Here is a 22,343-nt window from a genome sequence, read left to right on the forward strand (position 1 = left end):
TCCTCACGAATACGCCCCCGAGACCGCTTCCCGTACGTTCCGGGACCGGTCCCCGGACCTCCGGCGACAACTCCCGTACCGCGTTCGCGGCGTGGACCATGATCACCGGAGGAAACCCAGCAAAGCGCCCACGATGGTAACCGTCTTTCCCTTCAGCCCCCCAGTTCCCGGCGGAGCCGATCGGGATCCACGCGCCAGAAGGTGTGCTGCTCGCCGTCGACCAGGACAACCGGAATCTGCTCCCAGTACTCCCGGTACAGCGCCTCGTCCCGGGAGATGTCCTTCTCCTCCCAGGATGCACCGGTCTCGGCGCACACCGTCTCGACGACGGCGCGCGCGTCGTCGCAGAGATGGCAGCCCGGCTTGGAGACAAGCGTCACCACCCGGTCGCTACTCTTCTTCTTCGTCGTACGCCGCAACAGAGGAGTCATGAGAGCCATTCTCCGCCCCCGCACCGCCCTGAGCGGCCCGTTCTCCACAGCCGGACACCGACCAGAAGATCACCGGATTAACACACCGTCCGCCGAGTGTTCACCCCTCGGCGGCCCCATCCCGGCCATGAGCCCCGAACAGACTGGCTATGCTCGCGCTATGGCCGCACTGGGATGGCTCACTCCTCGTAGGCGCTCCGCCACCGCACGGAGCGTGCTCGCGGGCGAGGCCGCAGCCGAGGCAGGGCTGAAGTCCACACAGGAATCGGCCGACCCGCGCACCGGCGCGGCGGGCGTGACCGGCGCCCACGAGGTACCGGACTTCCCCGTCTTCGGCGACGACCGCGCCGCCGCCTTCTTCGACCTCGACAACACCGTCATGCAGGGCGCCTCGATCTTCCACTTCGGCCGCGGCCTGTACAAACGGAAGTTCTTCCAGCGCCGCGAGCTGGCCAAGTTCGCCTGGCAGCAGGCATGGTTCCGGCTGGCCGGGGTCGAGGACCCCGAGCACATGCAGGACGCCCGCGACAGCGCCCTCTCCATCGTCAAGGGCCACCGCGTCTCCGAGCTGATGTCCATCGGCGAGGAGATCTACGACGAGTACATGGCCGACCGCATCTGGCCCGGCACCCGCGCCCTCGCCCAGGCCCACCTGGACGCCGGCCAGCAGGTCTGGCTGGTGACGGCCGCGCCCGTCGAGACCGCGACGATCATCGCCCGCAGGCTGGGCCTGACCGGCGCGCTCGGCACCGTCGCCGAATCGGTCGACGGCGTCTACACCGGCAAGCTCGTCGGCGAACCGCTGCACGGCCCCGCCAAGGCCGAGGCCGTCCGCGCCCTCGCCGCCACCGAGGGCTTCGACCTCGACCGCTGCGCCGCGTACAGCGACTCGCACAACGACATCCCGATGCTCTCGCTCGTCGGCCACCCGTACGCCATCAACCCGGACACCAAGCTCCGCAAGCACGCGCGCCGGCTGGAGTGGCGCCTGCGCGACTACCGCACCGGCCGCAAGGCGGCCAAGGTCGGCATCCCCGCCGCGGCCGGCGTCGGCGCCCTCGCGGGCGGCACGCTCGCGGCCGTGGCGCTCCACCGCCGCCGCCGCTGACCCCACCCGCCCCGCACACCGCACAGCTCGCCCCCGTACGGACATCCGTACGGGGGCGAAGTCGTCACTCAGCCACAACCCATCACGAGAGCAAGCAGATCTTGACGCAATCCGATCAGTAAACGGTCACGATGTGCGACTAGATACGCCGCTTAGGCGTCACGGAAGCGACGTAATCGATGATTTGAGCAACTGGGTGTAGTGCTGCCTGTACGAAGCGTTATTCTCCTCAGACGCATACCGGACCCCACTCGTCGCTACGACGAGTGAAAGGTCCCGCACTGCACGTGATGGAAGCTCTGCCTCTGGGAGTCCCGTGTACCCACACGTCGGGGTTGACGCCTCGGGCCTGGCTACGCTGCGCGCAACGGTCCTCGACCACTTGCGCGGCTTCGTCCCCACCGCGTACGCCGTCCCCGCCCTCGCCGCACCGGCCCCTGCCGAGAGCGGCCCTATCGGTCCTTGTTACGCCCTGGCGAACGGCGGTGCGGCGGTCGGCAGACGGGGAAGCCGAAACAGCACCGCCGCCTCGACCACCACCCCCCGCCGACCCGCCGCCGACAGCGACAGCGCCCGCATGATGGAACTGGTCGAACGCGCCCAGGCCGGCGAGGCCGAAGCCTTCGGCCGGCTGTACGACCAGTACAGCGACACCGTCTACCGCTACATCTACTACCGCGTGGGCGGAAAGGCGACCGCGGAGGACCTCACCAGCGAGACGTTCCTGCGTGCCCTGCGCCGGATCTCCACGTTCACCTATCAGGGGCGCGACTTCGGCGCCTGGCTGGTCACCATCGCCCGGAACCTGGTCGCCGACCACTTCAAATCGAGCCGCTTCCGGCTCGAAGTGACCACCGGCGAAATGCTCGACGCCAACGAGGTCGAGCGCAGCCCCGAGGACTCCGTCCTGGAGCACCTCTCCAACGCGGCCCTGCTCGAAGCCGTACGGAAACTCAACCCCCAGCAGCAGGAGTGCGTCACGCTGCGCTTCCTCCAGGGCCTCTCGGTCGCCGAGACCGCCCGGGTCATGGGCAAGAACGAAGGAGCGATCAAGACCTTGCAGTACCGAGCCGTCCGCACCCTCGCCCGGCTGCTCCCGGAGGACGCCCGCTGACCGGCTCCCGCCCCGCCCCCGTCCTCCTCGCCCCTTCCAGGGACTCAACTCACAGTCGGTGACGCCTCGATGACGCACTGGTCCGATCATCCTCCGCGCGTAACCCAAGTGCCGCGCCGCTCGTTGTGCGGGATGCAGGCTCCCTGCGGTCACGCCATGCCCGCGGCCACTCACTCCATCGTGTGGGGACGCTCAAGGCGTGCAACCTTCCGGACCCCCAGGGGAGTCGATCGTCATGACGAGAGGAGGTGCCGCCAGTGATCGCGAACGTTTCGGCACACCGGCGGGCGAACGCCTTCGCCCAGTCCCTGGACGACCAGACGGTCCAGGGCGCGGCGGGGGACCAGCCCGCCGAGTCGGTCGAACCGGCCGAACAGGGGCGGCTGTTGGCCCTGGCGCGTGGTCTCGGCGAGCTGCCGAAGCCCACGCTGGACCCCGAGGTCAAAATGGTGCAGCGAGCACAGCTCGTGGCAGCCATGGAGGCCATGCTGCTGGAGGGCAGAGCCCCCGGGGGGGCGTCCTCGGGCCCTACGGTGCCCGAGCAGCGGACCTCCGGCAAGGGCGCCCACCGGGCCTCCCCGCTCCGCAAGCTGCGGCCGAGGTCCCGTTGGTCCAAGGGCCTCGCGGCCGGCGGACTCACGGTGGGTGTGGCGGCGGGCGCGTTCGGCGGAGTGGCCGCTGCCAGTTCCGACGCCCTGCCCGGTGATTCGCTGTACGGGCTGAAGCGCGGCATGGAGGACATCAAGCTCAATCTGGCGGGTGACGAGTCCGCGCGCGGCGAGCTGTATCTCGACCACGCCTCGACCCGGCTCAGCGAAGCCCGCCGGCTCATGGAGCGCGGCCGTTCCGGCCCTCTCGACCACGAATCCCTGGCCGAGATCCGGCGCACACTGAGCGGGATGAAGCACGACGCGTCGGAGGGCCACCGCCTGCTCCATCAGGCATACGAACGGGACGGCGCCATCGGCCCGATCGCCACCCTCTCGTCGTTCTCCGCCTCGCACCGCCAGTCGTGGAACGGACTGCGCGACCGGCTGCCCATCCAGCTGACGGACGTCGGCGACGAGGTCAGCTCGGTGTTCGACGCCATAGACGAAGAGGTGGCGCCGCTCCAGTCCCTCCTGCCGCGCGCCCCCGAAAAACGCCAGGACATCACCCGTCCCGGCGCCACCGAGGACTCCCCCGGCACCAGCCGTACGGAGCCCTCCCCGGCCCCGTCCACCCCCGCCAGGAGCGACGAGGAGGGCCCCCTCACCAGCTCGGGCACCAGCGAGGGCCCCAAGCCGTCCGGCCAGGACTCGGGCACCCCGTCCGACGAGGGCCTCCTCGGCGGCAGTACGGCCGGCCTGCTCGACCCGGCGCCGAGCAATGCCACCCCCTCCCCGTCCGACAGCAGCAAGGAGAGTTCCGAACGCCCGGGACCGAATGTCACCATCCCGCCGCTCCTGCCGGATCTGCTGCCCGGACTGGGCATTAAGGCGGAGGACGCCGACTAGCGCGGCCCACGCCCGACCACTGATCGCCGGACAGGCCCCGACCTCAGCCCGCCCGGCGATCAGTCATGCCTGGTCTCACGTCATGCCGGTCCCACCGGAAGAAAAGCGTCGGAAGAACCGCGTCAGAAGAACACCGACCGCCGCTGCACCAGCAGCTTGTAGAGCGTGTGCTGAATCTGCTCCCGCACCTGATCGGTCAGATTGAACATCAGCATCGGATCCTCCGCCGCCTCCGGCGGATACCCGTCCGTCGGAATCGGCGCACCGAACTCGATCGTCCACTTCGTCGGCAGCGGCAGCGCCCCCAGCGGCCCCAGCCACGGAAACGTCGGCGTGAGCGGGAAGTACGGCACCCCCAGCAGCCGCGCCAGCGTCCGCGCGTTGCCGACCATCGGGTATATCTCCTCGGCGCCCACGATCGAGCACGGCACGATCGGCACCCCCGCCCGCAGCGCCGTCGACACAAACCCGCCCCGGCCGAAGCGCTGCAACTTGTAGCGCTCCCCGAACGGCTTGCCCAGGCCCTTGAAGCCCTCCGGCATCACCCCGACGACCTCACCGCGCATCAGCAGCCGCTCCGCGTCCTCCGCGCACGCCAGCGTGTGCCCGGCCTTCCGCGCCAGCTCGTTGACCACCGGCAGCATGAACACCAGATCCGCGGCCAGCAGCCGCAGATGCCGGTCCGCCGGATGGTGGTCGTGGACGGCGACCTGCATCATCAGCCCGTCCAGCGGCAGCGTCCCCGAGTGATTGGCCACCACGAGCGCCCCGCCGTCCGACGGGATGTTCTCGATGCCCTTCACCTCGACCCGGAAGTAGTTCTCGTACAGCGGCCGGATCAGCGACATCAGGACCTGGTCGGTCAGCTCCTCGTCATAGCCGAACTCGTCGACCTGATAGTCCCCGGTGACCCGCCGGCGCAGAAACGCCAGCCCGCCCGCGATCCGCCGCTCCCAGCCGCTGCCTCCGGGCTCCGGAGCGGCCGTTGCCTCCGTTGCCTCCGGCACTGGCTCAGGCTCCGGTACGGGCGCCAGCGGGCGCTTCCCGGCGGCGTCCTTGGCCTGCTGCCCCGACTGCCCCTGCGGCCCGGACGGCCCGGACTGACGGCGGCCACCGCCCCCGGAGCCACCGCGCCGCGGTCTTGGTTCGTCACCGAAGGGGAGGACTTTGGCATCAGCCATGGGGGAAGCGCTCCTTGCTGGCGGAGGGGGCGGAGGTGGTAGGGGAGTCCGATGACACGGCGGAGGTGGCGAGGGCGACCAGACCCGAGAGCCGGTCGACCGCGCCGGCCGCCGTCTCCGGCGGCAGCGGCCCCGTACCCCGACCCCGGACGAAGTCCGCGAACGCCTCGGCCGTCGTGTACGAGGGCGTGAAGCCCAGTGTCTCGCGCAGCTGATCCGTACTGACCACCCGCCCATGGGTCAGCAGCCCGATCTGCTCCGGCGCGAAGTCCGTCACCCCGACCGCCCGCAGCGCCGAGCCGACCCAGGTGACCGCGGGCAGCACGACGGGCACCGTGGGCCGTCCCAGCCGCCGCGCGCACTGCGACAGCAGCAGCACGCCCTCACCCGCGACATTGAACGTCCCGCTGTTCAGCGTGCCGCGCCGGGGCTCGTCCGCGGCGAGCAGCAGGACATCGAGGACATCGTCCTCGTGTACGAACTGGAGCCGCGGGTCGTAGCCGAGAACCGTCGGCAGCACGGGCAGCGAGAAGTAGTCGGCCAGCGGGGAATCCGCCGCGGGCCCGAGGATATTGGCGAAGCGCAGCACACAGACCGCCACATCCGGCCGGCGCCGCGCGAAGCCGCGTACGTACCCCTCGACCTCGACCGTGTCCTTGGCGAAGCCGCCGCTCGGCAGCGACTTGGGCTGGGTGGTCTCGGTGAAGACGGCCGGGTCGCGGGGCGCCGAGCCGTACACCCCCGTACTGGACTTGACCACCAGCCGCCGCACACCGGGCGACTTCTGGCACGCGCCGAGCAGCTGCATCGTGCCGATCACATTGGTCTCCTTGACCGTGGACCGGCCCCCGGATCCCCGTGGAATTCCCGTCACATCGAGATGGACGACCGTATCGACGCGATGCTCCGCCAGGACCCGCGCGATGGCCGGCCGGCGAATGTCCGCCCGGACGAATTCCGCGCCGCCCAGATCGTGCTCGGGAGGGACCGCGTCCACCGCGATCACCCGCTCCACCCCGGAGGCGCGTTGAACACGCCGTACAAAACGGCTTCCGAGCTGCCGGGCCGCTCCGGTCACCAGCACGACCTTGCCCAAGATCAGCGCCTTTCTCTCATACTGCTGCCGCTGCCTCTGCTGCCTTCACCGCCGTTGCCGGCCACCGCGTCACCGTACAGCGCGGTCCCGTACCGCACGGAAAACGCGGGGCACAGAAAACACCGCGGCCCTCCCACCGGTTCGGTGGAAGGGCCGCGAATGCACGAACAGCTGCCGCTTACTTCTTGTTGCGACGCTGCACGCGGGTGCGCTTGAGCAGCTTGCGGTGCTTCTTCTTGGCCATCCGCTTACGCCGCTTCTTGATAACAGAGCCCACGACTACCCTCGCTCACTTCTCTTCACTCGGTGCGGGGCGTCTGGGCCCACACGACCTACGTCGGCCTAGCCTACCCGCCACCGAGTGAGGGACGTAATCCGAGGGAACTCCTAGGCGGACTGGACCCCCACAAAGGACTCGCGGAGGTACTCGTGAACCGCTTGCTCCGGAACCCGGAATGACCTGCCCACCCGGATCGCCGGCAGATGACCGCTGTGCACCAACCGGTACACGGTCATCTTCGACACTCGCATCACCGAGGCGACTTCCGCCACGGTAAGGAACTTGACCTCGTTGAGAGGCCTCTCGCTGCCAGCAACCATGATCCACCTGTACCTTCCGCACCCGACGGCCACCGGCTTCCCCTCCGGTAACTCTTCGTCGCTGTGCGCTCACAACCCAGAGTAGGGGCGGGTGATACGAGTGGGGAAGAGGAGCAGCCTCCGGCCGTTTACTGTGACAGACACGCCCGATTGAGTACATAGCGCGTCAACGGCCGGTAGTAAGCCGCCCGCGCCGCGTCGTCCAGCGGCACCGCCACCGACACCCGCCCCTCGGCCTCACCGACGAACAGCGCGGGGTCATTGGTGTCGGCCAGACCGATGGCCTCGATACCCAGCTGACCTGCCCCGCAGACCCATCCGTGGTCCCCGACGACCAGCTTCGGCAGGGGGTCACCAGCGGCCACCAGACCGTCCAGAGCGACCCGGACAGGCAGCGGTGAGTGGGTATGTGCGCCGGTGTCACTCCCGGCACTCCGCGCGCCGGGTTCCCGCACCAGCGCGACTCCCCGTACGTAGTCAAGGTTGCACGTACGTACCCCGAACCGGGTCGTTATGTCGATACATCGGCCCTGCGCGGGGGTGAGGACGAGACATCCCGCCGCCGACAAAGCGTCTGCCAGACCTGCGTAGAACCCGAGCAGCCGATCCGGATGCCCCGTCCCGAACAGCACCGGAACCCGCCGCGCCGCGGCCCACCCCAACCGGTCGGCGAACGCGTCCAGCGCGCTCAGCGTCCGCTCGGGATCAATGACATCAGGCCCCGACACATGATCGGAATCGCCGGAAACCCCGCACTTGTCTGCCATAAGTCTGAGCAAGTCCCGCTCGTTCCATGCCCATTCCGGATCGAGTCCGAGCATGACCCGGGGATCGCGCACGGCGAAGAGACGGTAGCTGCGCAGACTCTCCTCCCGCGACGTGGCCACAGGACCGGCCAGCCTGGCCGCCAGCAGATGCGCCCGCAGGGCTCCCTTGCTCAACACCCCGCCGATGCTGCCGCCCGCACCACCCGCCCGGGCCGGAACCCCGGATACACCGCACAGTTGGCGTAACGAACGTAACGGACCACCCCGGCGGCCCCAGGCCGCCCCGAGCGCACCACGGCCGCACCACGGCCGTACGACGGCCGCGCACCACGGCACCTCTACGCGAGCATCCCCCGCAGCGGGAACACGGCCTTCCGCGTCGCCAGCACCGCCTGGTCCAGCCGGTCCGCCGGATCGTACCCGGCCTCCCACGGCTCCCACCCCGGCGTCCGCCCGTCCGTCATCCGCCCCGGCCCCGGCTGCCGCGTCCGCGCGTACACCTCGGCCCGCCAGTCCGCCGGCACCAGCGACCCCGGATCCACCGGCGCGTGCGCCGCGATGCCCACCAGATGCGTCCAGGACCTCGGCACCACATCCACGACCGCGTACCCGCCCCCGCCGAGCGCGACCCACCGCCCACCGTCCGCATACGCGTGCGCCAGCTCGTGGCAGGCCACCTGCACCGCCCGCTGCGCGTCGAGCGACACCGCCAGATGCGCGAGCGGATCCTCGACATGCGTGTCCGCGCCGTGCTGTGTCACCAGCACCTGCGGCCGGAAGTCCGCCAGCAGCTCCGGCACCACCCCGTGGAACGCCCGCAGCCAGCCCTCGTCCCCGGTCCCGGCCGGCAGCGCGACATTCACCGCGCCGCCCTCCCCTGCCCCCGCGCCGGTCTCCTCCGGCCATCCGGTGCCCGGGAAGAGCGTCCGCGGATGCTCGTGCAGCGAGATCGTCAGCACCCGCGGGTCCTCCCAGAACACCGCCTGGACACCGTCCCCGTGGTGCACGTCCACATCGACGTACGCGACCCGCTCCGCGCCCAGCTCCAGCAGCCGCGCCACGGCGAGCGCCGCGTCGTTGTAGACACAGAACCCGGCGGCGGCCCCCGGCATCGCGTGGTGCAGCCCGCCGGCGAAGTTCACCGCGTGCGCGTTCTCGCCGCGCCACACGGCCTCGGCCGCGCCGACCGACTGCCCGGCGATCAGCGCCGACGCCTCGTGCATCCCCGCGAACGCCGGATCGTCCACCGTACCCAGCCCGTACGCGCCATCGGCGGCCCGCGGATCCCGCGAGGCCCGCCGTACCGCGTCCACATAGTCCTGGTGGTGTACGAGCCCCAGCGTCGAACCGCCCGCGGCCGGCGCCGCGACGACATCCACCAGCCGGTCGAGCCCGCAGGCCCGCACCAGCCCCATGGTCAGCGACAGCCGTACCGGATCCATCGGATGACCGGCGCCGAAGTCGTATCCCGTAACCGCGTCATCCCACATCAACCGCGCGTGGCCGCTCATGCCCGCCACCGTATCGGTCCGGCTCCACCCCGAACGAGCGGGCATACACCAGAGTCACCAGCACCATCACCATCGGTACGAGCATCGCGCCCCGATAGCTCCACGCATCCCCGAGCGCCCCCACCAGCGGCGAACCGACCAGAAAACCCACATAGTTGAAGACGTTGAGCCGCGCGACCGCCGCGTCACTCGCCGCCGCACCCCGCTCCCCGGAGGCGAGCCGCCCGGCGGCGGCGAAGGTCTGCGGCACGATCACACAGAGCCCGAGCCCCAGCATCGTGAAACCGGCGATCCCCACCCACGCCCCCGGCGCCACCGCCACCACGGCGAATCCGGCCCCCGCCAGCAGCGCCCCGCACCGCACCACCGCCACAGGCCCGAACCGCCGCACCCCGAGATCCCCGACCGCGCGCCCCAGCAGAGTGGTCACCATATAGGCGTTGTACGGGACGGTCGCCAGCTCCTCCGAGCCGCCGAGGACGTCCTGAAGGTACTTGGCGCTCCAGTTCGACACCGTGGAGTCGCCGATATACGCGAACGCCATGACGAGACAGAGCGGCAGCAGGAACTTGAACGCCACCGGCGTCCCCCCGCCACCGCTCTCCCCCGCACCGCCGGCACCCGGCTCCGGCTCCTGCCGCACATCCGCGTACCAGCGGCTCCCGAGCAGCGCCGCGGGCAGCAGCACCACGACCACCGGGAGGTACGACACGACCAGCGCCAGGTGCCAGTGCGCCCCCACCCAGGCCAGCGAGGCCCCGGCGATGCCCCCCAGGCTGAACGCGGCATGGAACCCAAGGATGATGCTGCGCCCGTACGCCCGCTGAAGGCTCACGCCGAGCATGTTCATGGACGCGTCGAGCGTGCCGACCCCGAGGCCGAACATGGCCAGCGAGAGCCACAGTTGCCAGACCTCGTCCCCGGCGCCCACCCCGAGCAGCGCCAGCAGGACGACGGGCTGCGACCAGCGCAGCAGCATCCCCGGCCACACCCGCGCCACCAGCTTCTCGCTGAGCACGCTCCCCACCCCGGCCAGCACCGGCACCGCGGCGAGGAAGAGGGGGAGCATCCCGTCGGATATCCCGTAGCGGTCCTGGATGGCGGGGATGCGGGTCACCAGGAGCGCGAACGTCACCCCCTGGACGAAGAAGCTGAGCGCCAGAGAGACCCGACCGTGCCGCAAACGCGCATCTGTCATGGCCGGACAGCGTAGGACCCCGCGCTACCCATGGGTAGATGGATCAGCCCACGGATCCGTGGAGGAGGCCGGGAAGTTCGGACATGTGGGAGAAGAGCCCGGTCGCCCCGGACAGTTTCCCGGCGGGGGTCATCGCGGTGAACGCGTAGACGTCCATGCCCGCGGCCCTGGCGGCGGTGACTCCGTGCGGGCTGTCCTCGACGACGGCACAGCGGCCAGGGGCGATCCCCATTCGCTCGGCGGCGTGAAGGAAGAGATCGGGCGCCGGCTTGCCCCGCCCGACATCCTGGGCGCTGAAGATGATGCCGTCCCCGAACAGCCGGTCGAGCCCGGTCTTGCGGTGTCCCACCCGGATCCGTTCATGGCTCCCGGACGAGGCCACGCAGTACGGCACCCCGTCGCCGGCGAGCTTCTCCACGACGTCGACCGCTCCGTCCACCGGCAGCAGCTCGCGCTCGAAGGCGGCGAAGATCCGGGCGTGGAGGACATCGTCGAAGTCGGCCGGCAGCGCCTGGCCGGTCCGCTCGCGTACGAGGTCATGGATCCGGTGGACGGCACCGCCCATGTAGTCGTGCAGGCACTGCTCGTAGGTCGTGGGGTGACCCAACTCGGTGAGATAGGCGGCGAGGATGGTGTTGGAGATCGGCTCGCTGTCGACAAGCACACCGTCGTTGTCAAAAATGATCAGTTCGTAGCGCATGCTTCGACCCTAAACGCAAAAATGCCCTGTACCAGATACCTGGCACAGGGCATTCCCACAATAATTGTTCGGCGGCGTCCTACTCTCCCACAGGGTCCCCCCTGCAGTACCATCGGCGCTGTGAGGCTTAGCTTCCGGGTTCGGAATGTAACCGGGCGTTTCCCTCACGCAATGACCACCGAAACACTATGAAGATATCCAACAGCTGGAAGACAACACGGCTGTTCGTTACTTCAGAACTAACACAGTGGACGCGAGCAACTGAGGACAAGCCCTCGGCCTATTAGTACCAGTCAGCTCCAACCGTTACCGGTCTTCCACATCTGGCCTATCAACCCAGTCGTCTACTGGGAGCCTTAACCCCTCAAAGGGGGTGGGAGTCCTCATCTCGAAGCAGGCTTCCCGCTTAGATGCTTTCAGCGGTTATCCTTTCCGAACGTAGCCAACCAGCCATGCCCTTGGCAGAACAACTGGCACACCAGAGGTTCGTCCGTCCCGGTCCTCTCGTACTAGGGACAGCCCTTCTCAAGACTCCTGCGCGCGCAGCGGATAGGGACCGAACTGTCTCACGACGTTCTAAACCCAGCTCGCGTACCGCTTTAATGGGCGAACAGCCCAACCCTTGGGACCGACTCCAGCCCCAGGATGCGACGAGCCGACATCGAGGTGCCAAACCATCCCGTCGATATGGACTCTTGGGGAAGATCAGCCTGTTATCCCCGGGGTACCTTTTATCCGTTGAGCGACGGCGCTTCCACAAGCCACCGCCGGATCACTAGTCCCGACTTTCGTCCCTGCTCGACCCGTCGGTCTCACAGTCAAGCTCCCTTGTGCACTTACACTCAACACCTGATTACCAACCAGGCTGAGGGAACCTTTGGGCGCCTCCGTTACTCTTTAGGAGGCAACCGCCCCAGTTAAACTACCCATCAGACACTGTCCCTGATCCGGATCACGGACCCAGGTTAGACATCCAGCACGACCAGAGTGGTATTTCAACGACGACTCCACCTGAACTGGCGTCCAAGCTTCAAAGTCTCCCACCTATCCTACACAAGCCGAACCGAACACCAATATCAAACTATAGTAAAGGTCCCGGGGTCTTTCCGTCCTGCTGCGCGAAACGAGCATCTTTACTCGTAGTGCAATTTCACCGGGCCTATGGTTGAGACAGTCGAGAAGTCGTTACGCCATTCGTGCAGGTCGGAACTTACCCGACAAGGAATTTCGCTACCTTAGGATGGTTATAGTTACCACCGCCGTTTACTGGCGCTTAAGTTCTCAGCTTCGCCAACCCGAAAGTCAGCTAACCGGTCCCCTTAACGTTCCAGCACCGGGCAGGCGTCAGTCCGTATACATCGCCTTACGGCTTCGCACGGACCTGTGTTTTTAGTAAACAGTCGCTTCTCGCTGGTCTCTGCGGCCACCCCAAGCTCAGAGTGCAAGACTCATCACCCAGAATGGCCCCCCTTCTCCCGAAGTTACGGGGGCATTTTGCCGAGTTCCTTAACCATAGTTCACCCGAACGCCTCGGTATTCTCTACCTGACCACCTGAGTCGGTTTAGGGTACGGGCCGCCATGAAACTCGCTAGAGGCTTTTCTCGACAGCATAGGATCATCCACTTCACCACAATCGGCTCGGCATCAGGTCTCAGGCTATATGCTGTCCGGATTTACCTGGACAACGCCCTACACCCTTACCCCGGGACAACCACCGCCCGGGCTGGACTACCTTCCTGCGTCACCCCATCGCTTACCTACTACCACCTTGGTTCAGCGGCTCCACCACTCCCCTTCACCCGAAGGATCCAGGACGGCTTCACGGCCTTAGCATCAATGGATTCGATACTGGGCGTTTCAAAGCGGGTACCGGAATATCAACCGGTTGTCCATCGACTACGCCTGTCGGCCTCGCCTTAGGTCCCGACTTACCCTGGGCAGATCAGCTTGACCCAGGAACCCTTAGTCAATCGGCGCACACGTTTCCCACGTGTGTATCGCTACTCATGCCTGCATTCTCACTCGTGAACCGTCCACAACTAGCTTCCGCTGCTGCTTCACCCGGCACACGACGCTCCCCTACCCATCACAGCGGGCGTTGGCCCTCATGCTGCAATGACACGACTTCGGCGGTACGCTTGAGCCCCGCTACATTGTCGGCGCGGAATCACTTGACCAGTGAGCTATTACGCACTCTTTCAAGGATGGCTGCTTCTAAGCCAACCTCCTGGTTGTCTCTGCGACTCCACATCCTTTCCCACTTAGCGTACGCTTAGGGGCCTTAGTCGATGCTCTGGGCTGTTTCCCTCTCGACCATGGAGCTTATCCCCCACAGTCTCACTGCCGCGCTCTCACTTACCGGCATTCGGAGTTTGGCTAAGGTCAGTAACCCGGTAGGGCCCATCGCCTATCCAGTGCTCTACCTCCGGCAAGAAACACACGACGCTGCACCTAAATGCATTTCGGGGAGAACCAGCTATCACGGAGTTTGATTGGCCTTTCACCCCTAACCACAGGTCATCCCCCAGGTTTTCAACCCTGGTGGGTTCGGTCCTCCACGAAGTCTTACCTCCGCTTCAACCTGCCCATGGCTAGATCACTCCGCTTCGGGTCTTGAGCGCGCTACTATACCGCCCTATTCGGACTCGCTTTCGCTACGGCTTCCCCACACGGGTTAACCTCGCAACACACCGCAAACTCGCAGGCTCATTCTTCAAAAGGCACGCAGTCACGACGCACCGAGTAAACTCGGCGCGCGACGCTCCCACGGCTTGTAGGCACACGGTTTCAGGTACTATTTCACTCCGCTCCCGCGGTACTTTTCACCATTCCCTCACGGTACTATCCGCTATCGGTCACCAGGGAATATTTAGGCTTAGCGGGTGGTCCCGCCAGATTCACACGGGATTTCTCGGGCCCCGTGCTACTTGGGTGGTTCTCAAACGAGCCGTACAGATTTCAGCTACGGGGGTCTTACCCTCTACGCCGGACCTTTCGCATGTCCTTCGCCTATCCATACGGTTTCTGACTCGCCGACCGGCCGGCAGACCGATCAAAAGAACTCCCACAACCCCGCATGCGCAACCCCTGCCGAGTATCACACGCATACAGTTTGGCCTCATCCGGTTTCGCTCGCCACTACTCCCGGAATCACGGTTGTTTTCTCTTCCTGAGGGTACTGAGATGTTTCACTTCCCCTCGTTCCCTCCACACTGCCTATGTGTTCAGCAGCGGGTGACAGCCCATGACGACTGCCGGGTTTCCCCATTCGGACACCCCCGGATCAAAGCTCGGTTGACAGCTCCCCGGGGCCTATCGCGGCCTCCCACGTCCTTCATCGGTTCCTGGTACCAAGGCATCCACCGTGCGCCCTTAAAAACTTGGCCACAGATGCTCGCGTCCACTGTGCAGTTCTCAAACAACGACCAGCCACCCACCACCCCACCCCCTACAGGGCGAGTTCACTGGGGCCGGCAACCCGAAGGGCGAGCAACGCTCGCACCCTCAGACACCCAACAGCGCGCCCGGCACGATCCCCGAACCCTTACGTTCCACGCCGAAGCAGTACTTGTAAGAATCAAAAAACCGTGCCGAATAGTCAACGTTCCACCCATGAGCAACCAGCACCGGACATTCGCCGATGTACTGGCCTCTGACCAGAGCAAGCCCTGGTAAGAAATGCTCCTTAGAAAGGAGGTGATCCAGCCGCACCTTCCGGTACGGCTACCTTGTTACGACTTCGTCCCAATCGCCAGTCCCACCTTCGACAGCTCCCTCCCACAAGGGGTTGGGCCACCGGCTTCGGGTGTTACCGACTTTCGTGACGTGACGGGCGGTGTGTACAAGGCCCGGGAACGTATTCACCGCAGCAATGCTGATCTGCGATTACTAGCAACTCCGACTTCATGGGGTCGAGTTGCAGACCCCAATCCGAACTGAGACCGGCTTTTTGAGATTCGCTCCGCCTCGCGGCATCGCAGCTCATTGTACCGGCCATTGTAGCACGTGTGCAGCCCAAGACATAAGGGGCATGATGACTTGACGTCGTCCCCACCTTCCTCCGAGTTGACCCCGGCAGTCTCCTGTGAGTCCCCATCACCCCGAAAGGCATGCTGGCAACACAGAACAAGGGTTGCGCTCGTTGCGGGACTTAACCCAACATCTCACGACACGAGCTGACGACAGCCATGCACCACCTGTACACCGACCACAAGGGGGCGACCATCTCTGGCCGTTTCCGGTGTATGTCAAGCCTTGGTAAGGTTCTTCGCGTTGCGTCGAATTAAGCCACATGCTCCGCTGCTTGTGCGGGCCCCCGTCAATTCCTTTGAGTTTTAGCCTTGCGGCCGTACTCCCCAGGCGGGGAACTTAATGCGTTAGCTGCGGCACCGACGACGTGGAATGTCGCCAACACCTAGTTCCCAACGTTTACGGCGTGGACTACCAGGGTATCTAATCCTGTTCGCTCCCCACGCTTTCGCTCCTCAGCGTCAGTAATGGCCCAGAGATCCGCCTTCGCCACCGGTGTTCCTCCTGATATCTGCGCATTTCACCGCTACACCAGGAATTCCGATCTCCCCTACCACACTCTAGCCTGCCCGTATCGAATGCAGACCCGGGGTTAAGCCCCGGGCTTTCACATCCGACGCGACAAGCCGCCTACGAGCTCTTTACGCCCAATAATTCCGGACAACGCTCGCACCCTACGTATTACCGCGGCTGCTGGCACGTAGTTAGCCGGTGCTTCTTCTGCAGGTACCGTCACTTGCGCTTCTTCCCTGCTGAAAGAGGTTTACAACCCGAAGGCCGTCATCCCTCACGCGGCGTCGCTGCATCAGGCTTTCGCCCATTGTGCAATATTCCCCACTGCTGCCTCCCGTAGGAGTCTGGGCCGTGTCTCAGTCCCAGTGTGGCCGGTCGCCCTCTCAGGCCGGCTACCCGTCGTCGCCTTGGTAGGCCATCACCCCACCAACAAGCTGATAGGCCGCGGGCTCATCCTTCACCGCCGGAGCTTTCAACCTTCCCCCATGCGGAGAAAAGTATTATCCGGTATTAGACCCCGTTTCCAGGGCTTGTCCCAGAGTGAAGGGCAGATTGCCCACGTGTTACTCACCCGTTCGCCACTAATCCACCCCGAAAGGCTTCATCGTTCGACTTGCATGTGTTAAGCACGCCGCCAGCGTTCGTCCTGAGCCAGGATCAAACTCTCCGTGAATGTTTACCCGTAATCGGGTGACACCACGAGAGCGGAACCACCGGCCGGAATAAGACCAGTGGTTCACAGCGTCCTCGCTGTGTTTTTCTTCAAAGGAACCTCAACCCACCGAGTATTCGGTAGGTCGGGGTATCAACATATCTGGCGTTGACTTTTGGCACGCTGTTGAGTTCTCAAGGAACGGACGCTTCCTTCGTACTCACCCGCAGATTGTTTTCTGGGGCTTTCCTCCGGGCGCTTTCCCTTCGGTGTTTCTTGTTTTGTTTCCGTCTTGCGTTTCCGACTCTATCAGACTCTTTCGTGTCCGATTCCCCGTCGGAGCGGGGCTTGCTTTCCAGTTCTTCGCTTTCGCGTTTTCCCTTTCCGGCGGTTCCGACTCTATCAGATCCTTTCGGGCCTGATTCCCAGTCAGAGTGGGCTGTCATCCGGGCTGTTCGACCCTTCCGACGAGTGAGACTTTAGCGGAATCTCGGGCTCCGACGCTAATCGGGGCTGCGTCCCTTCGAACGCGGATTCCTCATTTCGCAAACCCACACGCGAAAACAGAGCGACCATGGTCGCTGCTCGTTGTGTGGTCCTGCGGAGTGGCTGTCCGGGGCCGACCTGGGCCGGTTCTCACGTCGGACAGCTCGGAGAACATTACGGATCCGTGTTTGCCGTGTCAACTCGGGGGGTCGGCGCTACTCTGGGAGCCATGAACGCGCGTATGTGTCGCCTTGAGTGGCGGGCCGCCTGACGGCGGCCCCGTGACGCATGTACGCGCGCAACGGCCGCCGCCTCGGCGGCCGTTCGTGTTTCTCCCTCCCCGGGAGTCCGGCCGTCGGTGGTGCCGGCCCCGGCTCCGATCAACTGGAGGATGAGGAAGAGATGACGCGGATCTTCAGCGGGATCAAACCGACCGGACATCTGACGCTGGGCAACTACCTCGGTGCTCTGCGGCGGTGGGTCGATGTCGACCAGCGCCGGGCCGACGCCCTGTTCAGCGTGGTGGATCTGCATGCCCTGACGGTCGAACACGATCCGGCTCGGGTACGCAGGCTCAGCCGGCAGGCCGCGACCCTGATGCTGGCAGCCGGGCTGGACCCCGCGCTGTGCACCGTCTTCGTACAGAGCCATGTGGACGAGCACACCCGGCTCTCGTATCTGCTGGAGTGCACGGCCACGGACGGCGAGCTGCGGCGCATGATCCAGTACAAGGAGAAGAGCGCGCGGGCGCGGGCGGCCGGGGAGAGTCTGCGTTTCTCCCTGCTGTCGTATCCGGTGCTGATGGCGGCCGACATCCTCGCCTACGGCACCGACGAGGTCCCGGTGGGCGAGGACCAGACCCAGCATGTGGAGCTGACGCGGGATCTCGCCGTGCGGTTCAACCAGCGGTACGGGCACACCTTCGCCGTACCGAGGGCGACCCGGCCGGCGGTGGCCGCGCGGGTCATGGACCTTCAGGATCCGACGTCCAAGATGGGGAAGTCGCACGAGCCGGGCGCCGGGATCGTCTATCTGCTGGACGACGCGGATGTCGTACGGAAAAAGATCATGCGGGCCGTCACGGACAGCGGGCGCGAGGTCGAGTACGACCGGGAGACCAAGCCGGGGATCGCCAATCTGCTGGAGATCCTCGCCGCCTGCACCGGCCCGTCCGGCCAGGTCGGCCCGGACGGGCTGGACCCCCGGGAGCTGGCCGGGGGCTACGACTCGTACGGCGCGCTGAAGAAGGACACCGCCGAGGCCGTCATCGAAACGCTGCGGCCCCTGCGGGAGCGGCACGCGGTCCTCGCCTCGGACATCGGGGCCGTGGATCAGGTGCTGCGGGACGGCGCGGAGCGCGCCAGGGGGCTGGCCCGGCCCGTGGTCGACGCGGCCTACCGGGCGGTCGGGCTGCTCCCGGCCGCCGCCGGATGACCGGATGAGCCGCTGTCGCTGAGGTGGGCGGCCCCGTCTCAGCCGGTGCCCGTGGCCAGGGCGCGGCTGCGGTCGCGGGCCGCCTCGATGGCGGCGATGAGGGCCGCCCGTACGCCGTGGTTCTCCAGCTCGCGGATGGCGCTGATGGTGGTGCCGGCCGGGGAGGTCACCGCCTCGCGGAGCTTCACGGGGTGCTCGCCGCTGTCGCGCAGCATCACGGCGGCGCCGACGGCGGCCTGGACGATCAGCTCGTGGGCCTGGGCGCGGGGCAGGCCCAGCAGGATGCCCGCGTCGGTCATGGCCTCGACCAGGAAGTAGAAGTACGCCGGGCCGGAGCCGGACAGGGCGGTGCACGCGTCCTGCTGGGACTCGGGGACGCGGAGGGTCTTGCCGACGCCGCCGAAGATCTCCTCGGCATGGGCCAGATGGGCGGCCAGGGCGTGGCTGCCGCCCGAGATGACGGACATGCCCTCGTCCACCAGGACGGGGGTGTTCGGCATGACGCGGACGACGGGGGTGCCGAGGGGCAGTCGTTCCTCGATGAACGCCGTGGTGATGCCGGCGGCCGCGCTGATGACCAGGCGGTCGGCGGTGAGGTGCGGGGTGAGTTCGTCGAGGAGCCGGCCCATGTCCTGGGGCTTGGGGGCGAGGATGAGGATGTCGGCGCGCTTCGCCGCGTCGGCGTTGGTGACGGTCTCGACGCCGTAGCGGTCGCGCAGCTCCTCCGCGCGCTCGGCGCGGCGGGTGGTGGCGAGCAGATCGGCGGCTCGCCAGCCCGCGCGGATCATGCCGCTGAGCAGGGCCTCGCCGATCTTTCCGGTGCCGAGGACTGCGACTGTCTGGGGCATTGCGGGGTCACCTCGCCGGTGGGTACGGGTGCTGCTGTTCGTCCGCCGCCCATCCTCGCACCGGGGTCGGACATCGGGCGTGAGGTGTCCGAGGAGCGGTACGCGTCGCGAGGGGCCTCGCGGTGCGCGTTATGCCGTACGGCGGCGGAGGGTGGCCGCGCCGAGGACCAGGACGAGGAGGGCGCTTCCGGCGACGACGGCGCAGTCGCGGACGAAGTCGCCGGTGACGGTGGAGTGGCGCAGGACCTGGGTCATGCCGTCGACCGCGTACGACATGGGCAGCACGTTGGAGATCGCTTCCAGTACGGGCTGCATGTTCGAGCGCGGGGTGAACAGTCCGCAGAGCAGGAGCTGCGGGAAGATCACCGCGGGCAGGAACTGGACGGCCTGGAACTCGGACTTGGCGAAGGCGGAGACGAAGAGGCCGAGGGCCGTGCCGAGCAGGGCGTCGAGGAGCGCGATCAGGAGCAGCTGCCACGCGGAGCCCGCGACATCGAGCCCGAGGAACTGGACGGCGAGGCCGGTGGCGAGGGCGGACTGGACGACGGCGAGCGCGCCGAAGGCGAGGGCGTAGCCGGCGATGAGGTCGGCCTTGCCGAGCGGCATGGCGAGCAGGCGTTCGAGGGTGCCGGAGGTGCGTTCGCGCAGGGTCGCGATGGAGGTCACCAGGAACATCGTGATCAGCGGGAAGATGCCGAGCAGTGAGGCTCCGATGGCGTCGAAGGTGTGCGCGCTGCCGTCGAAGACGTACCGGAGGAGAAAGAGCATCGCGCACGGGACGACGATCATCAGCGCGACGGAGCGCGGGTCGTGGCGCAGCTGGCGCAGGACGCGGGCGGCGGTGGCGAGGGTCCGGTGCGGTGAAAGCGTGCTCGTGGGCGTCGGCTGCCTGGCCGTCGCGGGCGTGGTCGTCGCGGGCGTGGTCATCGGGGGCTCTTCCGGGGTTCGCCGGACGCGGGTCCGGGGGTGGGCGTGGGGGTGGGGGTGGGTCCCGGGCCGGGTGCGTCGACCAGGTGGAGGAAGGCCGCTTCGACGGTGTCCGTGCCGGTACGGGCGCGGAGGGCGGCCGGGGTGTCGTCGGCGAGGATCCGGCCGTCGCGCATGAGGAGCAGCCGGTCGCAGCGTTCGGCCTCGTCCATGACGTGGGAGGAGACGAGGATCGTCGCGGCGCGTTCGGCGGCGATGCGGTGGAGGAGCTGCCACAGGTCGCGGCGGAGTACGGGGTCGAGGCCGACGGTCGGCTCGTCCAGTACGAGCAGTTCGGGTGTGCCGAGCAGGGCGACGGCGAGGGAGACGCGGCTGCGCTGGCCGCCGGAGAGCCGGCCGGCGAGCGCGTCGGCGTGGGAGGCGAGGCCGACCTCGTCGATGGCGCGGGCGACGGAGTCCCGGCGGTCGGCGCGGTGGGCGCGGCCGGGTTCGAGGACGGCGGCGAAGTAGTCGAGGTTCTGGCGGACCGTCAGGTCGTCGTAGACGGAGGGCGCCTGGGTGACGTAGCCGATCCGGGCGCGCAGCGTGGCGTCTCCGGCGGGCCGGCCGAGGACGTCGAGGCTGCCGCCGACGCCGGCCTGGGTGCCGGTGATCGCGCGCATCAGGGTCGATTTGCCACAGCCGGAGGGGCCGAGCAGTCCGGTGATCAGGCCGGTCGGTACGGAGAAGCCGAGGTCCCGCAGGACGGTGCGGCCACCGCGCCGCACGGTGAGGCCGTGGGCGCGGATGGCCCCCGTCGCCGTCGGCGCCAGCAAATTCATCATGTGATGAATAATGCGACCGCCCGGCCGGGTCCGTCAAGGGCGTGGCGGGGTGAGGGACGGGGTGACGGGCGGGTTGAGGGGCCGGGCGAGGGTCAGCTCCGTCACGTACGCCTCGGGGACCGTGCCGTCGGGGAACTCGCTGAGCAGCGCGGCCCGTTCCGCGGCGAGGAAGCCCGCCGTGGACCGCTCTCCGAGCAGCTGGAACACGGAGTGGCTGCCGAGGTTGGCGAGGTGGGTGTCGACGGGGACGCGGCGGCCCCACGGCACCTGGCGTTCGGTGCGCTCCAGCGTTCCGGGGAGGTCGAGTCCGCGCCCGGAGGCGCTGTGCGCGCCATGGGCGCTGTCCCGGGTCCAGCGGTGGATACGGTCGCCCTGGGCGGCGATCCAGGGGACCTCGGTGTCCGAGACGTTCCACCAGAGCGCGAGCGCGCCGCCGGGCCGCAGGACGCGCAGGGCCTCGGGCACGGAGCGGGCCGGGTCGGTCCAGTGCCAGGACTGGGCGTACGTGACGAGGTCGGCGCTGCCGGCGGCGAAGGGCAGCGCGTCGCCGGAGCCGCGGACGAGCGGGACGCCGGGCAGGACACGGCGCAGCCGCGCCGCCATACCGGGGCCCGGCTCGACGGCGACGACGCGGGCCCCGCGCTCGTGCAGCGGGCGGGTGGCGATACCGGTGCCCGCGCCGACGTCGAGGACGCGGGCGCCGTGGAGCGGACGGCCGGTCAGCTCCTCGACGGCGTCGAAGAGGGCGGGCGGATAGCCGGGGCGGGCCGTGTCGTACTGGTCGGCCACGGCGTCGAAGGAGAGTGCGCGACGGGTCATACGCCCATCGTGCGCGCGGGACGGGAGGGGCCGGGACGGATCGGAGCGCCGAAGCCGGTGGTACGGGAGCGCCGGCCGTCGTGGGGGACGGCCGGTGCCGCCGGCCCGGGGCTCACGCGGCGTTTTTCACCGCCACGCGCGCGTGCGGCGCGTCAGGAGCAGCGCACCGTCACATAGCCGATCTTGCCCGTGTAGACGTACGAGTCCGAGATGTACTGACCGTTGGCGATGTTGTCCCAGAGGTTCGTCGTGCCGTACGGACCCGCGATCGTCTCGCCCGGCTTCTGGCAGTTGATCGTCACGGTCGCGCCGTACGACAGCACCCGGACGATCGAGTAGCCCGTGCCGGGACCGCTGCGGACGTTCACCCGGTAGTCCGGGTGGACGGCGTACTTGGTGGCCGCCACCTCGAACACCGCCTCGGCCTCCGCCTCGACGGCCTCCACCTCGACCGCCTTCGTCTCGACCGTCCCCGCTTCGACCGCCCCTGTCGCGGCCATCGTCATGTCGCTGACCTCTTCGACCGACATATTCGTTCCTCCCCCATAGAAGGTGTATGTCCCTGCCGCGGCACGCTAGCAAGCCATGGCCGGATCGCACGCACCATC

At 67.3% G+C, this 22,343-nt stretch carries 18 protein-coding genes and 3 rRNA genes; 4 read left to right on the plus strand and 17 right to left on the minus strand.

Annotated elements, in window-relative coordinates:
- Positions 1–152: 152 nt before the first annotated feature.
- Positions 153–431: a glutaredoxin family protein gene (locus DVK44_RS12975; RefSeq protein ID WP_114659821.1), complete on the minus strand. Its 279-nt coding sequence runs from the start codon at positions 429–431 to the stop codon at positions 153–155.
- Positions 432–591: 160 nt separating this feature from the next.
- Here DVK44_RS12975 and DVK44_RS12980 point away from each other — a divergent pair, with 160 nt between their 5' ends.
- From DVK44_RS12980 to DVK44_RS12990, 3 genes are all read left to right on the plus strand, one after another.
- The gene (locus tag DVK44_RS12980) at positions 592–1,539 is read left to right on the plus strand and encodes an HAD family hydrolase (RefSeq protein WP_114659822.1); all 948 of its coding nucleotides are present in this window, start codon (positions 592–594) and stop codon (positions 1,537–1,539) included.
- A 316-nt stretch (positions 1,540–1,855) separates the two neighbouring features.
- The gene (locus DVK44_RS12985) at positions 1,856–2,653 is read left to right on the plus strand and encodes an ECF subfamily RNA polymerase sigma factor, BldN family (protein ID WP_114659823.1); all 798 of its coding nucleotides are present in this window, start codon (positions 1,856–1,858) and stop codon (positions 2,651–2,653) included.
- A gap of 257 nt (positions 2,654–2,910) precedes the next feature.
- The gene (locus tag DVK44_RS12990) at positions 2,911–4,149 is read left to right on the plus strand and encodes a DUF5667 domain-containing protein (protein ID WP_114659824.1); all 1,239 of its coding nucleotides are present in this window, start codon (positions 2,911–2,913) and stop codon (positions 4,147–4,149) included.
- 122 nt (positions 4,150–4,271) lie between these two features.
- On the opposite strand, the gene DVK44_RS12995 is transcribed toward DVK44_RS12990, so the two are convergent.
- From DVK44_RS12995 to DVK44_RS13045, 11 genes are all read right to left on the minus strand, one after another.
- Positions 4,272–5,330 (minus strand): lysophospholipid acyltransferase family protein, encoded by a 1,059-nt coding sequence (locus DVK44_RS12995; protein WP_114659825.1) that lies wholly within the window; start codon positions 5,328–5,330, stop codon positions 4,272–4,274.
- The gene (locus DVK44_RS13000; protein ID WP_114659826.1) at positions 5,323–6,426 is read right to left on the minus strand and encodes an NAD-dependent epimerase/dehydratase family protein; all 1,104 of its coding nucleotides are present in this window, start codon (positions 6,424–6,426) and stop codon (positions 5,323–5,325) included. Before DVK44_RS13000 ends, DVK44_RS12995 begins: the two co-directional genes overlap by 8 nt.
- Positions 6,427–6,604: 178 nt before the next feature.
- Entirely contained in the window at positions 6,605–6,703 is a 99-nt protein-coding gene (locus DVK44_RS13005) for a 30S ribosomal protein bS22 (RefSeq protein ID WP_003948845.1), read from the minus strand.
- Positions 6,704–6,813: 110 nt separating this feature from the next.
- A complete protein-coding gene (locus DVK44_RS13010) occupies positions 6,814–7,026 on the minus strand; it encodes a helix-turn-helix domain-containing protein (protein WP_162793810.1) in 213 nt (70 codons plus the stop codon).
- A gap of 128 nt (positions 7,027–7,154) precedes the next feature.
- A complete protein-coding gene (locus tag DVK44_RS13015) occupies positions 7,155–7,970 on the minus strand; it encodes a phosphatase (protein WP_114659828.1) in 816 nt (271 codons plus the stop codon).
- 161 nt (positions 7,971–8,131) lie between these two features.
- A complete protein-coding gene (locus DVK44_RS13020) occupies positions 8,132–9,304 on the minus strand; it encodes an acetoin utilization protein AcuC (RefSeq protein WP_114665093.1) in 1,173 nt (390 codons plus the stop codon).
- Complete coding sequence (locus tag DVK44_RS13025; RefSeq protein WP_114659829.1) at positions 9,273–10,502, minus strand: MFS transporter; 1,230 nt, start codon at positions 10,500–10,502, stop codon at positions 9,273–9,275. Before DVK44_RS13025 ends, DVK44_RS13020 begins: the two co-directional genes overlap by 32 nt.
- Positions 10,503–10,545: 43 nt before the next feature.
- Positions 10,546–11,202, minus strand: coding sequence for an HAD family hydrolase (locus tag DVK44_RS13030; RefSeq protein WP_114659830.1), 657 nt, complete (start codon positions 11,200–11,202; stop codon positions 10,546–10,548).
- A gap of 66 nt (positions 11,203–11,268) precedes the next feature.
- Positions 11,269–11,385 (minus strand): 5S ribosomal RNA (gene rrf, locus DVK44_RS13035).
- Between the two features lie 80 nt (positions 11,386–11,465).
- Positions 11,466–14,589 (minus strand): 23S ribosomal RNA (locus tag DVK44_RS13040).
- Positions 14,590–14,892: 303 nt separating this feature from the next.
- Positions 14,893–16,418: ribosomal RNA gene (locus DVK44_RS13045) — 16S ribosomal RNA — on the minus strand.
- The 16S, 23S and 5S rRNA genes sit together here, the layout of an rRNA operon.
- Before the next feature lie 867 nt (positions 16,419–17,285).
- On the opposite strand from DVK44_RS13045, the gene trpS reads away from it, so the two are divergent.
- The gene (trpS, locus tag DVK44_RS13055) at positions 17,286–18,317 is read left to right on the plus strand and encodes a tryptophan--tRNA ligase (protein ID WP_114665094.1); all 1,032 of its coding nucleotides are present in this window, start codon (positions 17,286–17,288) and stop codon (positions 18,315–18,317) included.
- Positions 18,318–18,355: 38 nt separating this feature from the next.
- On the opposite strand, the gene proC is transcribed toward trpS, so the two are convergent.
- The 5 genes from proC to DVK44_RS13080 form a co-directional block, all read right to left on the minus strand.
- The gene (gene proC, locus DVK44_RS13060) at positions 18,356–19,165 is read right to left on the minus strand and encodes a pyrroline-5-carboxylate reductase (protein WP_114659831.1); all 810 of its coding nucleotides are present in this window, start codon (positions 19,163–19,165) and stop codon (positions 18,356–18,358) included.
- Positions 19,166–19,294: 129 nt separating this feature from the next.
- Entirely contained in the window at positions 19,295–20,092 is a 798-nt protein-coding gene (locus tag DVK44_RS13065) for an ABC transporter permease (RefSeq protein ID WP_114659832.1), read from the minus strand.
- On the minus strand, positions 20,089–20,916 hold the full coding sequence (locus tag DVK44_RS13070; protein ID WP_114659833.1) for an ABC transporter ATP-binding protein: 828 nt from the start codon (positions 20,914–20,916) through the stop codon (positions 20,089–20,091). The genes DVK44_RS13065 and DVK44_RS13070 overlap by 4 nt, the downstream gene beginning before the upstream one ends.
- A gap of 33 nt (positions 20,917–20,949) precedes the next feature.
- Positions 20,950–21,735, minus strand: a complete 786-nt coding sequence (locus DVK44_RS13075; protein WP_114659834.1) for a class I SAM-dependent methyltransferase — start codon at positions 21,733–21,735, stop codon at positions 20,950–20,952.
- Positions 21,736–21,887: 152 nt separating this feature from the next.
- Entirely contained in the window at positions 21,888–22,265 is a 378-nt protein-coding gene (locus DVK44_RS13080) for an SH3 domain-containing protein (protein WP_114659835.1), read from the minus strand.
- Positions 22,266–22,343: the final 78 nt, after the last annotated feature.

This window comes from Streptomyces paludis, from assembly GCF_003344965.1.
Classification (GTDB): Bacteria; Actinomycetota; Actinomycetes; order Streptomycetales; family Streptomycetaceae; genus Streptomyces; species Streptomyces paludis.